The organism is Amycolatopsis sp. NPDC034160 (assembly GCF_055575355.1).
The window spans coordinates 143533-156573 of sequence record NZ_JBVISU010000007.1 but is presented as its reverse complement, the minus strand read 5'-3'; the positions used below and the strand labels follow the sequence as shown (position 1 = coordinate 156573).

Here is a 13041-nt window from a genome sequence, read left to right as displayed (position 1 = left end):
CGACCAGCGCTCGCCGGACGATCCGACGACGAGAGTTGGAGTGGACATGCGGGCTTCACGCGGGTTCTGGGGAGCGACGGCGGTGATGGCCACGGCGGCCATGCTGCTGACGGCCTGTGGAGGTGGTGGATCCAGCGAAGACAAGGGATCCGGCGCCACTGACGCCAACGCGGCGGTCTCGGTCTACGGCACCGAACCGGAGAACACGCTGATCCCCGCCAACACCAACGAACTCGGCGGTTCCAAAGCCCTCAAACCGGTCTTCTCGGCGTTGGTCGGCTACAAATCCGACACGGCCGAGCCGTACAACCTGATGGCCGAATCGATCACCACGACCGATTCGAAGGTCTTCGACATCAAGCTCAAAAAGGGCTGGAAGTTCCACGACGGGACCGAAGTCAAGGCGAAGAACTTCGTCGACGCGTGGAACTACAGCGCGAACGGCAAGAACGGCATGCAGAACGCGTCGTTCTTCGAGCAGATCCAGGGCTACGACGAGATCAGCGCCAAAGAGCCGGCCGTCAAGGAGATGTCCGGGCTCAAGGTCGTGAACGACTACGAATTCCAGGTCACCCTCAAAGGCCCGTTTTCGGTGTTCGCCACCAAGATCGGCTATCTCGCCTTCGCGCCGCTCCCGGACAAGTTCTTCGCCGACCCGGAGGCGTTCGCCAAGGCCCCCATCGGAAACGGGCCGCTGAAGTTCGTTTCGCGCACGCCCAACCAGAACATGAAGCTCACCCGGTTCGACGAGTACCAGGGCGAGGACAAGGTCAAGTTCAAGGACCTGGAAGTCCGCATCTACACCAGCCAGGAAACCGCGTACCAGGACCTGCTGAGCAACCGCCTCGACTTCATGGAGGCGCTCCCGCCGGCGGCGAAGGCCGGTGGGAAGTACAAGACCGACCTCGGTGAGCGTCTGGTCGAAGGAAACCTGCTCGGCATCAGCGCGCTCGCCATTCCGTACTACGTCCCGGGCTACAACAACCTGGACCTGCGTAAGGCGATCTCGCTGGCCATCGACCGCGAACAGATCGTCAAGACCGTCATGAACGACACCTACGCGCCCGCCGACGGTTACGTTTCGCGCGGTATCGAGGGCTACCGGCCCGGTGTTTGCGAGTTCTGCAAGTTCGATCCGGTGAAGGCCAAGGAGTTCTGGGCGAAGTCCGGATACACCGGCAAGCTCACGATCGCCTCGAACGCGGACGGCGGCCGTAAGGAACCGCTGGTCGCGGCGTGCAACAGCATCAAGAACGCGCTCGGCGTCGAATGCGACTTCGTCCCGGCGACCGACTTCGGCCAGTGGCGCAGCATCGTCAACGGCCGGAAGCTGACCGGCATGGGCCGCTCCGACTGGTCGGCCGACTACCCGTCGATCGAGAACTACCTGAATCCGCGCTACAAGAGCACCGGTTCCTCCAACGACTCGACGTACAACAGCCCGGCCGTCGACGCGCTGCTGACCCAGGCGGACCAGACCGCCGACAAGGCGGCCGCGATCAAGCTGTACCAGCAGGCCGAGGACCTGATCGCGAAGGACCTGCCGCAGATCCCGGTGTGGGAGGAGAAGGGCGTCGGTGGCAAGTCGAACCGGCTGAAGGTCGCGAAGCTCGACTTCGGCCGCCTCGCGGACTACTCGTCCATTGAGGTCGCCGCGAAGTAGAGCACCGCGCGGGACTTCGTGCGTCGTGAGTGGCGATTCGGGTTCTAACCCGAATCGCCACTCACGACCCGCCGGTCCCACAGCTCCCACCACGCGATCTCCAGGACGGCACGCCCATGTCCCAGTACATCCTCCGTCGCCTACTTCAACTGATTCCGGTCTTCTTCGGCACCACGTTCCTGATCTACGCCCTCGTGTGGGCGGTGCCCGGCGACCCGTTCGCGGGCAAATGCGGTCAGGTCGCCTGCCCGCCCGCCTACATCGAGATGATGACCGCGAAGTTCAACCTCGATGATTCGATCTTCGTCCAGTACTTCAAATACCTCGGCAACCTGTTCACCGGTGACTGGGGTGAGACCTTCAACGGCGTCTCGGTCGGCGAGCTGATCGGGAACGCCTATCCGGTGACCGTGCGGCTCGCGCTCATCGCGGTGGCCATCGAGGCGATCATCGGACTCGCCGCCGGCATCCTGACCGGGCTGCGCGGCAAGGGTTTCCTCGACAACCTCGTGCTGATGTCGACCACGTTCCTGATCTCGATCCCGGTGTTCGTCACCGCGATCGTGCTGCAGATCATCCTGGGTTCGGAATTGGGCCTCATCGAGGCGAGCGTGTCCGAGGACGCGACGGTCGGCGAGCTCATCGTGCCCGGCATAGCGCTGGGCAGTCTCTCGATGGCCTACATCGCCCGGCTGACCCGGACGAGTATCGCCGAGAACCGGCACGCCGACTACGTCCGCACGGCCATCGCGAAAGGACAGCCGCGCAGCCGCGTCGTCGGTGTTCACCTGCTGCGCAATTCGGTGATCCCGGTACTGACCTTCATCGGCACCGACATCGGCGCGCTCATGGGCGGGGCCATCGTCACCGAAGGCGTGTTCAACATCAACGGCATCGGCGGGCTCATCTTCCGCGGTATCCAGAACCGGGAGGGCGCCACCGTCACCGGTGTCGTCGTCCTGCTGGTGATGGTGTACCTGCTGGTGAGTCTCACCGTCGACCTGCTCTACGCCGTTCTCGACCCGAGGATCCGTTATGACTGACCCCAACGTGGCCGGTGGCGTGTCCTCTGTGGACGTCGCCGCCGCGGGCGTCGCCGACGACTCCGCGCTGGCGTACAAGCCGCGCAGCCTCGGCGGTGACGCCTGGCGGATGCTGCGCCGCAAACCGTCCTTCCTCATCTCCTCCGTCATCATCCTGCTGATCGTGCTGATCGCCATCGCGCCGGACCTGTTCAGTTCACGTCCGGCCGGTTTCAGCGATCTGACGCACGCCAACGAAGGCCCGTCCGCGGACGCCTGGTTCGGCTACGACAACCAGGGCTACGACATCTACGCGCGGACCATCCACGGCACGCGGGCGTCGTTGCTGGTCGGTGTCTTCGCGACGGTGCTGACGATCCTGATCGGTTCGCTCGTCGGGATCGTCGCCGGATATTACGGCCGCCTCGTCGACAGCCTGTTCTCCCGGATCGGCGACATCTTCGCGGCGCTGCCGTTCGTGCTCGGCGCGATCGTCATCCTCACGACGTTCAACGCGCCAGGCACGAATCCCGGCGCGGTCACCATCATCGTGCAGGTGGTGTTCTCGATCGCGGCGCTGAGCTGGCCGGTGGCGATGCGCATCATGCGGTCGGCGACGCTGGTGGCCAAGCAACTCGACTACGTCAAGGCCGCTCGCGGTCTCGGCGCGAGCACGCCGCGCATCGTGCTCCGGCACCTGCTGCCCAACACCGTCGCGCCGGTGCTGGTCTACGGGACCATCGCGCTCGGTGCCTTCATCGGGGCGGAGGCGACGTTGGCCTACCTCGGTGTCGGCGTGCGGCCGCCGGTCGTCTCGTGGGGCGTGATGATCAGCGACGCGCGGGACTACTTCCGGGTCATCCCGCACATGTTGCTGTTCCCCGCCGGATTCGTGACCGTCACCGTGCTCGCGTTCGTCATGCTCGGTGACGGGATCCGCGACGCACTCGACCCGAAGGCCCGGTGAGTGGTCGTGGACAACGAATTACTGCTGGAAGTGGAAGACCTCCACGTCGAATTCCGGACCTCGGACGGCGTCGCGACCGTGCTCAACGGCGTCGACTACTCCGTGCACGCCGGGGAAACCCTTGCCGTGCTGGGAGAATCCGGTTCGGGCAAGAGCGTGACCGCGCAGACGGTGATGGGAATCCTCGACAGCCCGCCCGCCGTCGTCACCGGTGGTGCCGTCCGGTACCGCGGCGAGGATCTGCTCACCGCCACCGAAGATCGGCGGCGTGAGGTGCGGGGCGCGGGGATCGCGATGATCTTCCAGGACGCGCTTTCCGCGCTGAACCCGGTCTTCACCGTCGGGTTCCAGATCGAGGAGCAGTTGCGCGTCCGGCTCGGGATGTCTAAAAAGGACGCTCGGAAGCGGGCGATCGAACTGCTCGACATCGTGCGCATCCCGGCCGCCGCGCGTCGGGTCCGCGAGTACCCGCACCAGTTCTCCGGCGGGATGCGGCAGCGCGCGATGATCGCCATGTCGCTCGCGCTCGACCCGGATCTGCTGATCGCGGACGAGCCGACGACCGCGCTGGACGTCACCGTGCAGGCCCAGATCATGGACCTGCTGGCGGAAATCCAGGCCGAACGGCGGATGGGGCTGATCCTGATCACCCACGACCTGGCGGTGGTCGCCGAGGTCGCCGACCGGATCGCGGTGATGTACGCGGGCAGGATCGTCGAGCAGGCCGATGTCACCGAGTTGTTCCGCTCGCCGGGGCATCCCTACACCGAGGCGCTGATGGCCTCCCTGCCGCGGCTGGACCTCAAAGGACAGACGCTGAAGACCATCACCGGTCTGCCACCGAGTCTGCTGCACGTTCCGCCGGGGTGTCCGTTCCATCCGCGTTGTCCCCGGGCGGTGGCCCGGTGTGAGTCCGAACGGCCCGCGCTGCACAGTCTCGGATTCGGCAGGGTCAGCGCCTGTCACTTCGCCGAAGAGGTGGTGAGTGAGCGTGTCTGAGCCCATTTTGCGGGTCGAGAACCTGGTGAAGTACTTCCCGGTGCGAGCGGGAATCCTCGTCAAACGGACGATAGGTCACGTGAAGGCTGTCGACGGGGTCTCATTCGACCTCATGCCCGGCGAGACCCTCGGTGTGGTGGGGGAATCCGGTTGCGGTAAGTCCACCCTGGCCCAAGTTTTGATGCGGCTGGAGGAACCCACGGGCGGGGTCGCGACCTTCGAAGGCCGTGACATCTTCGCGTTGCGGGGTGCCGAGCTCAGGAAAATGCGGCGTGAGATCCAGATCGTGTTGCAGGATCCGTACACGTCGCTGAACCCGAGGATGACGGTCGGTGACATCGTCGGCGAACCCTTCGAGATCCACACCGACGTGGCTCCGAAGGGCTCACGGGCGGCGAAGGTGCGGGACCTGCTCGACGTCGTCGGGCTGAACCCCGAGCACATCAACCGCTATCCGCACCAGTTCTCCGGCGGGCAGCGGCAGCGCATCGGGATCGCGCGGGCCTTGGCGTTGCGGCCGAAGGTCATCATCTGCGACGAACCGGTTTCCGCGCTGGACGTCTCCATCCAGGCGCAGGTGATGAACCTGCTCGGTGAACTGCAGAAGGAATTCGGCCTTTCCTATGTGTTCATCGCACATGATCTGTCCGTTGTCCGTCACCTTTCCACGCGGGTCGCGGTGATGTATCTCGGCAAGATCGTGGAAATGGGGACGGAAGAGGAGATCTACGAGCATCCCTCGCACCCCTACACGCAGGCGCTGCTGTCCGCGGTGCCGGTCGCCGACCCGGCGTTGCGTGGGCAGCGGCAGGTGATTCGCCTGGAAGGCGACGTGCCGAGTCCGCTCGATCCGCCGTCGGGCTGCCGGTTCCGTACCCGGTGCTGGAAGGCGCAGGACATTTGCGCCGACCAGGTACCAGAATTGATCACCCGGACCGGTGGACATTTGTCGGCCTGTCATTTCGCGGAGGAAAAAACCGTCGTGCCCGGACTTTAGTAGGGACTTCGTTGAAGGCCGACGGCCAGTAACGTAGTTTGCACGAATCGTTTTCTTCAGGAGGCATGAAGTGAAAAGATCGAGATCTCTCGTCATCGCCTTGGCGGTACCGCTGTTCGGCGCGATCGTCGCGGCGCCGATGGCGTCCGCGCAACCACAGCTTTCCGGCGCGCCGACGGAATTCTCCGTTCTGGGCCGCGAAGGACAGAGCGTCGCTTCGGTGGAGCGCGCGATCCGTGCCGCCGGAGGCACCGTCGTGACCAGCAACGCCGCTGTCGGCCTGATCACCGCGACCGCGCCCGCCAACGGATTCGCCGAGCGGGTCTCCGCCGACCGTTCGGTTTTCGGTGCGGCCAAAGCGAAGCCGATCGGCTCCGCGCCGAAGAGCAACAAGGCGAAGGTCAAGCCGGACGTCGTCGAGAAGGAGAGCCGCGGGGCGGCTTCGGCGCCGAAGCCGGCCTCGGCCCAGGCCGCCGGGCTCGATCCACTCGACAGTCAGCTCTGGGGCCTCAAGTCCGTCCGCTCGGACCTTTCGCGCACCGTGCAGGCGGGCGACAAGCGGGTGAAGGTCGGCGTCATCGACACCGGTGTCGACGCGAGTCACCCGGACATCGCCCCCAACTTCGACCGGGCGTCGTCGTGGAACTTCACCAAGGACATCGTCGCGGACGTGAAGGGTGAGCCCGTCGACGGACCATGCGAGTACCGCGGCTGCGTCGACCCCGCCGACGTCGACGACAACGGGCACGGCACGCACGTCGCCGGCACCATCGGCGCCGCCGCGAACGGTTTCGGCGTCTCGGGCGTCGCGCCGAACGTCACGCTGGTGAACCTGCGAGCCGGCCAGGACTCGGGTTTCTTCTTCCTGCAGCCGACCGTGGACGCGATCACCTATGCCGGTGACGCCGGTGTGGACGTCGTCAACATGAGCTTCTACACGGACCCCTGGCTCTACAACTGCGCTTCCAACCCGGCGGACTCGGCCGCGGAGCAGGCGGAACAGCGCACCGTCATCGAGGCGACGACCCGTGCGCTGAACTACGCGCACCGCAAGGGCGTCTCCCAGGTCGTCTCGCTGGGCAACCAGCACACGGACCTCGGCGCCCCGCAGCCGGACACTTCGAGCCCGGACTACCCGTCGAACAGCACGCACCCGAGGCAGATCGACAACGCGAGCTGCCTCTCGCTGCCCGTCGAGGGCCCGCACACGATCGGCGTCTCGTCCTTCGGTCCTTCGCAGGCGAAGGCGGACTACTCGAACTACGGCGTCGAGCAGATCTCGGTCTCCGCACCCGGCGGATACTTCCGTGACGGCTTCGGCACCCCGTGGTTCCGCACGATCGAGAACCAGATCCTCTCGACCTACCCGCGCAATGTCGGCGTCGCGGAAGGCAACATCGACGCGGCCGGCAACATCACGCCCGCCGGTGTCACCGCCGGCATCCAGAAGGCGACCACCGCCGACGGCCGCGTCGGCTACTACCAGTGGCTGCAGGGGACGTCGATGGCGTCGCCGCACGCGACCGGCGTCGCCGCGCTCATCGTTTCGCAGTACGGCAAGGGTTCGCGCGACTTCGGCATGAACCCGGACGCGGTGCAGCGAGTGCTCGAAGGCACGGCCTCCGACATCGCGTGCCCGGTACCGCGGACCGTCGACTACCTGGACGAAGGCCGGGACGCGTCGTTCACCGCGACCTGCGTCGGTGACGCTTCGTTCAACGGCTTCTACGGTCACGGTGCCGTTGACGCGTGGTCGGCCGTTACGCGGGGTTCGCAGTTCCTGCGAGGCTGACCCTTCGGCTCCCGTAGAGTGCTATGAAAGGTCCTTTCCTTGCAAAATTTGCAAGGAAAGGACCTTTCATAGCGTTACGGGCTTAACAGTCAGGCGGCCCGATCGGTGCGGACCACGGAGACAGCCGGTCTTGGACGGCGTGCCGCTGCCTCGGCGGCGGCACGAAGTTCGGCGATGACCTTGTCCGGCTCGTCGCAAATCCGGGACGGCAAGGTCTGCACGACGACGATCCCGGCAGCCGCGTACCGATTGTTGCGGTGGAGTGTCTTGCGGTAGGCATCCCTTCCGAAGTGAAAGGCATACGAATCGATTTCCCATGCCATGGCGAGTTCATCGCACCATGAATCGGGCTTGCCGATGTAGTTTCCGAAAGCGTCGAGGATTCTTACATTCTGTTCTGCCGGGGGCAGCCCCGCCCGCTTCCAGATCGCCAGTGCAGCCGCCTCGGGCACCGACTTGACCTCGGCTGCCAGCTCTCGGAGCACGGCGCGAGGAAGGGCGGTTCCCCGCCTGCTGCCAGATTCGAGTTCGGCGCTCAGTTCATCGACCGTGCACAGGCCTGTCTCGATCGTTTCGATCAGCAAGGCGCGTACTGGGTCGAGGTCACGGATGCGCCGTACGCCGTCCAAGACCGCTCGAGCTGGAGCGGCCAGCGGGACCCCTTCGACTATGCGATGGTCCGGCATGACGATCGTTCTCTCAAAGATCGCGAACTTGACGCTTCGCACTTTGCGCTGTTGGGGAATGAGCACGTGGACGGTTCCGTGAGGCCCGGCTTGCCGTAGCCCGTATCGGCGAGCGGCCTCGAAGCCAGTGACGACCCCGCAGCCGCCAGTGAGCATCAACGAAGCTTCGACTCGTTGTCGCGCGGTCGGTTGTTCCTTCGAGAGAAGGACGACGCCTGGCAGGAGATGAGTCCACCTTCCGCCAGGCTGGCATCTTCGGTATGCCGTGCTTTGCATGACCCCTAGTTTCTCCAAGGACGCCACACGGATGACGCCATGTCTGCTGTGTTGACGTAGGTACGAGTCCGTAATCGGAACTTTGGATAGGTACATGCCAACATAGTCATGGGTGGGTCCGACAAAACTTGGTACCTGGGTGCTATGAAAGGTCCTTTCCTTGCAAAATTTGCAAGGAAAGGACCTTTCATAGCACTTGTTAGGCTGGGAACGGGCGTTCCCTACTGTCCCGAAGCGCTCTTCACGAACTTCGCCAGGTCCTTCGACTGCCGCACCCGAGACTCCTCGTGCACGTACATCATGTGCCCTGCCGGGTAGTAAGCCGTGTCGATGTTCTCCCGCAACTCCTCGGGAATCTGAAGGCGCGCCAACACATGCTCCGAAGCGAAGTAAGGCGTGGCGCCATCATAGTGACCGAAAGCGACGTGAACGCGCAGATGCGGATTCGCCCGCATGGCGGAGGCGAGGGAGTCCACGGAGGACACCGAGCGACCCTCGAAGTCGGAGTACGACCAGGCCTTGAAGACGTCCATCGACAGGACCTCGTACGGAAGGTCGTTCTCGTAACCCAGTTCGGCCCGCACGTAATGGTTGAGGCCGCTCGCGTAGGCGCCGATGATCCGTGAGATCGACGGATCGTCGCTCATGTGCTCGCGACCGCCGTCGGGTTCCCAGGTGGTGAACCGGCCATCCATCCGGCCGACGGTGAGACCCTTGTCCCGCAGCAACTCCGTGAAGAACCGGACATGTTCGATCCGCAGGTTGACCCGGTCCACATAGGACTCGCTGAGGCCGGTGAGTGAAGCGAGCGTCGCCACCGCTTCGGCGCGATCCTGTGTGGACAGACGGGCGCCGCGCGCGAGGGCCCAGGGGAGTTCCTTCGCCGCGAAATCCTCGGCGTCCGCGAGGACGTCGTCGAGTGGGCGTTCGCCGTGGAGACCGTGGTAGTGCGCGATCGCCGCGTACGTCGGCACGTAAAGCGTGTACGGCAGGTCGTTGCCCTCGGTGAACCGCAGGGTGCCCAGGTCGAGCACGGAGGAGATCAGGAGCAGCCCGTTGAGGTACATCCCGTGGCGTTCTTGCAGATGCGCCGCCAGGCCTGCCGCCCGGAGCGTGCCGTACGACTCGCCCGCCAGGAACTTCGGCGAGAGCCAGCGCTGTTTGCGCGAGACCCACAACCGGATGATCTCGCCGATGGACTCGATGTCGGCGGTGTACCCGTGATACTCCTTGGCCTTTTCGCCGTCCACGGCGCGCGAGTAGCCGGTCGACACCGGATCGATGAATACCAGATCGCTGTGCGCGAGCAGGGTTTCCTGGTTGTCGGTCAGGCCGTAGGGCGGCGCGACCGGGTCGTCGACGTCGCCGGACAGCACGCGCCGCGGGCCGAGCAGGCCCATGTGCAGCCAGATGCTCGCCGAACCGGGGCCACCGTTGAACGCGAACGTGACCGGGCGAGTGCCGGGCTCCGCGTCGTCCAGGGTGTACGCGGTCAGGAACACCTCGGCCTTGGCCTTGTGGCCTTCGGACTTACCGTCGGTGATGACCTCCTTCCGTAGCACGATCCGCCCGGTCTGGGCCGTGTACGCGAGCTTCCGGCGCTTGAGCGTCAGCGTGTGCTTCGTGGTGACCAGGTCGTCGATCGGCTCGACCTTGGTTTCCACCGACGGGGTGTCCTTCTCGTCGGCGGCCTTCTCATCGGGATTGGTGTCCGGCATGGTCCCAACTTACTGGCAGTCTGTACGGGTGGACATCGTCACGGCGCATGATCGCCCGAACACCGTCGCCGAAGCGATCGAAATCCAGGAATCCCTGCGTGGCCTGGTCGATCGTGGGGATCGTTGTCCACAAGAGATCGTCACAGTCACCGGTTTGGACGTCGCCTACGACGAGGAGAGCGGCCTGATCGCGGCCGCCGCGGTCACTCTCGAAACCTCCGGATTCCGCGTCGTGGAAAAGCGAACGGTCGTTTCCGGGATCTCGTTCCCCTACGAACCTGGCCTTTTCGCATTCCGGGAGCTGCCGCCACTGCTCGACGCCCTCCGCGCGCTCGAACACACTCCCGATCTCCTGGTCTGTGATGGCCACGGGCTGGCTCATCCGCGCCGATTCGGACTGGCGTGTCACGTGGGCGTCGTGACCGGCTTGCCGGCCATTGGGGTCGGCAAGACCCGGTTCATCGGCGAACACGACGAGCCGGGCCGGGAGCGCGGCACCCGGACGCCGCTGGTGGACGACGGCGAGGTCGTCGGTGCGGTCCTGCGTACCCAAGACGGTGTGAAGCCCGTCTACGTCTCCGTCGGCCACAAGATCTCGCTGGACAACGCGTGCCGCCAGGTCCTGCGGCTGTGCCCGGCGTTCCGGCAGCCCGAGACGACCCGCCTCGCCGACCGCCTCTGCCGTGACGCCTTGAAGGAGGCGCTATGAGGTTCCCTTCGATCGCCGAGCTCGACGCCGAGGTCGTCGGCTGCCGCGCCTGCCCGCGGCTGGTCGCCTGGCGCGAGGAGATCGCCGTGGTCAAGCGCGCGGCCTTCGCCGGCGAGACCTATTGGGCCCGGCCCGTGCCCGGCTTCGGCCCGCCGGACGCGTCGCTGGCGATCGTGGGGCTCGCCCCGTCAGCCCATGGTGCGAACCGGACCGGTCGCATGTTCACCGGCGACCCCTCCGGCGATGTTCTCTTCAAGGCGCTTCACCGGGTTGGGGTCGCCTCGCAGCCGACGTCAACCCATATAGGTGACGGTCTCGAGCTCAGAGGGACCCGGATCGTCTCCCCGGTGAGATGCGCGCCACCCGCCAACAAGCCCACACCTGAGGAACGGGAAACCTGCCGATCGTGGCTCGCCGCCGAGCTCGCGTTGCTGAGGCCGACGCTGAAGGCCGTCGTGGTCCTCGGCGCGTTCGGCTGGCAAGCGCTGTTGCCGGTCCTCGCGGAGGCGGGCTGGCCGGTACCCGCGCCACGCCCGAAATTCGGCCACGGCGTCGAGGTGAGACTCGGCGACCTGCGCCTTTTCGGCTGTTACCACGTGTCGCAGCGCAATGTCCAGACCGGTCGCCTGACGCTCGACATGGTGTGCGACGTGCTGACCGCCGCGACCTCGGTGGCCGGGCTGAACTGAATCGGTGCGGAAGCCGTGGCGACGCTGGTCACAGCCGGATGGGGTCTACGAGCGATCTCAGCAGATGGGTGCGACTATAGAAATATGGCTGGTGTTAAGTCGGAACCGACACGGATCCTCGTCCTTGGTGGTGGATACGTCGGGCTCTACACGGCGTACGGGCTCCAGAAGATGCTCCGGGCCAACGAAGCGTCCGTGACGGTCGTTGACCCGCAGCCGCACATGACCTATGCCCCCTTCCTGCCCGAGGCGGCGGCCGGTGCGATCGAACCGCGGCACGTGGTCGTGCCGCTGCGGCGCGTGCTCAAGCGCTGCCACGTGCTCACCGCGCGCGTGACGAAGATCGAGCACGAGCGCAAGGCCGTCACGGTCGAAGCCGCCGACGGGCACGTCGAGCAGCTGAACTACGACGTCCTCGTGGTCGCGCTCGGGGCCGTCGCGCGCATCCTGCCGATTCCGGGCCTGGTCGAGGAAGGCATCGCCTTCAAGACCATCGGTGAGGCGATCTACCTGCGCAACCACGTCATGACGAAGCTGGACGAGGCCGCCAGCACGCTCGACCCCGAGCAGCGCAAGCGCCTGCTGACCTTCACCGTCGTCGGCGGCGGGTTCGCCGGTATCGAGGCGCTCGCCGAACTCGAGGACATGACCCGCTTCGCGGTGGAGCACTACTACCCGAACCTCAAGGTCGAGGACATCCGCTGGGTGCTCGTCGAGGCGGCCGGGCGGATCCTTCCCGAGGTGCGAGAGACGCTCGGCGTGTACACCGTCGAGCAGCTCGAGAAGCGCGGCATCGAAGTCTATTTGTCGACAGCGGCGAAGTCGTTCGAAAACGGCCACGTCGTGCTCTCGGACGGCACCGAATTCGACACCGACACGATCATCTGGACCGCCGGTGTGAAGGCGAACCCGGTGCTCGCCAGCTCGGACCTGCCGCTGGACAAGCGCGGCCGTGTCGAGGCCACCGCCGCGATGCAGGTCGTCGGGCACCCCGACGTCTGGACCGCCGGTGACAACGCCGCCGTGCCGGACCTCTCGCGCACCGAGCAGGACCCGACCGCGACCTGCCCGCCGAACGCGCAGCACGCCGTTCGTCAGGCGCGTCTGCTGGCGAAGAACATCATCAAGGTGATCCGCGGCGGCAAGCCGAAGGACTACTACCACAAGAACCTGGGTGCGGTGGCCAGCCTCGGCCTGCACAAGGGTGTCGCCGACGCGCTGAACCTGAAGATCAAGGGCTTCCCGGCCTGGCTCTTCCACCGCGCGTACCACCTCAAGGCGATGCCGACGTGGAACCGCAAGATCCGCATCCTGTTCGACTGGATGCTCGGCGGCCTGTTCCGGCGCGAGGTTATCTCGCTCGGCCAGATCAACAACCCGCGCGAGGAGTTCGACAGGCTGTCGAAGTCCTGATCTCGTAGCGCCGTGAAGGCCTCCTTCCCTACTTTGAGCGTAGGGAAGGAGGCCTTCACGGCGTTCAGGGTTAAGTCATCGCCGGAACGTGACATCGCTTAGGCTGTCGG

Annotated in this window: 11 protein-coding genes; 9 read left to right on the top strand and 2 right to left on the bottom strand. The window is 65.5% G+C overall.

The features are described 5' to 3' along the window. The first annotated feature begins 46 nt into the window (after window positions 1-46). From ACZ54P_RS17090 to ACZ54P_RS17065, 6 genes are all read left to right on the top strand, one after another. Window positions 47-1663, top strand: coding sequence for a peptide ABC transporter substrate-binding protein (locus ACZ54P_RS17090; RefSeq protein ID WP_465462481.1), 1617 nt, complete (start codon window positions 47-49; stop codon window positions 1661-1663). Window positions 1664-1779: 116 nt separating this feature from the next. After that, window positions 1780-2706 (top strand): ABC transporter permease, encoded by a 927-nt coding sequence (locus ACZ54P_RS17085; RefSeq protein WP_061986233.1) that lies wholly within the window; start codon window positions 1780-1782, stop codon window positions 2704-2706. Continuing rightward, the gene (locus ACZ54P_RS17080) at window positions 2699-3652 is read left to right on the top strand and encodes an ABC transporter permease (protein WP_465462480.1); all 954 of its coding nucleotides are present in this window, start codon (window positions 2699-2701) and stop codon (window positions 3650-3652) included. The genes ACZ54P_RS17085 and ACZ54P_RS17080 overlap by 8 nt, the downstream gene beginning before the upstream one ends. A 6-nt stretch (window positions 3653-3658) precedes the next feature. Further along, window positions 3659-4651 carry an ABC transporter ATP-binding protein gene (locus ACZ54P_RS17075; protein ID WP_465462479.1) on the top strand — a complete coding sequence of 331 codons (993 nt, stop codon included), beginning with the start codon at window positions 3659-3661 and terminating at the stop codon, window positions 4649-4651. Continuing rightward, window positions 4644-5648: an ABC transporter ATP-binding protein gene (locus ACZ54P_RS17070; protein WP_465462478.1), complete on the top strand. Its 1005-nt coding sequence runs from the start codon at window positions 4644-4646 to the stop codon at window positions 5646-5648. The genes ACZ54P_RS17075 and ACZ54P_RS17070 overlap by 8 nt, the downstream gene beginning before the upstream one ends. 139 nt (window positions 5649-5787) lie before the next feature. Then, window positions 5788-7440 carry a S8 family serine peptidase gene (locus ACZ54P_RS17065; protein WP_465462624.1) on the top strand — a complete coding sequence of 551 codons (1653 nt, stop codon included), beginning with the start codon at window positions 5788-5790 and terminating at the stop codon, window positions 7438-7440. 89 nt (window positions 7441-7529) lie between these two features. Here ACZ54P_RS17065 and ACZ54P_RS17060 read toward each other — a convergent pair whose 3' ends face one another. Both ACZ54P_RS17060 and ACZ54P_RS17055 read right to left on the bottom strand, forming a co-directional pair. Then, window positions 7530-8192, bottom strand: coding sequence for a hypothetical protein (locus ACZ54P_RS17060; protein ID WP_465462477.1), 663 nt, complete (start codon window positions 8190-8192; stop codon window positions 7530-7532). Window positions 8193-8623: 431 nt separating this feature from the next. Beyond that, window positions 8624-10120 (bottom strand): S10 family peptidase, encoded by a 1497-nt coding sequence (locus tag ACZ54P_RS17055; RefSeq protein ID WP_465462476.1) that lies wholly within the window; start codon window positions 10118-10120, stop codon window positions 8624-8626. A 28-nt stretch (window positions 10121-10148) separates the two neighbouring features. Between ACZ54P_RS17055 and nfi the strand changes: the two genes are divergently transcribed. The 3 genes from nfi to ACZ54P_RS17040 all read left to right on the top strand — a co-directional run bounded on the left by nfi (window position 10149) and on the right by ACZ54P_RS17040 (window position 12931). Further along, window positions 10149-10829: a deoxyribonuclease V gene (gene nfi / locus ACZ54P_RS17050; RefSeq protein WP_465462475.1), complete on the top strand. Its 681-nt coding sequence runs from the start codon at window positions 10149-10151 to the stop codon at window positions 10827-10829. Beyond that, the gene (locus ACZ54P_RS17045) at window positions 10826-11518 is read left to right on the top strand and encodes a uracil-DNA glycosylase (protein ID WP_465462474.1); all 693 of its coding nucleotides are present in this window, start codon (window positions 10826-10828) and stop codon (window positions 11516-11518) included. The genes nfi and ACZ54P_RS17045 overlap by 4 nt, the downstream gene beginning before the upstream one ends. A gap of 84 nt (window positions 11519-11602) precedes the next feature. Next, window positions 11603-12931, top strand: a complete 1329-nt coding sequence (locus ACZ54P_RS17040; RefSeq protein WP_465462473.1) for an NAD(P)/FAD-dependent oxidoreductase — start codon at window positions 11603-11605, stop codon at window positions 12929-12931. Window positions 12932-13041: the final 110 nt, after the last annotated feature.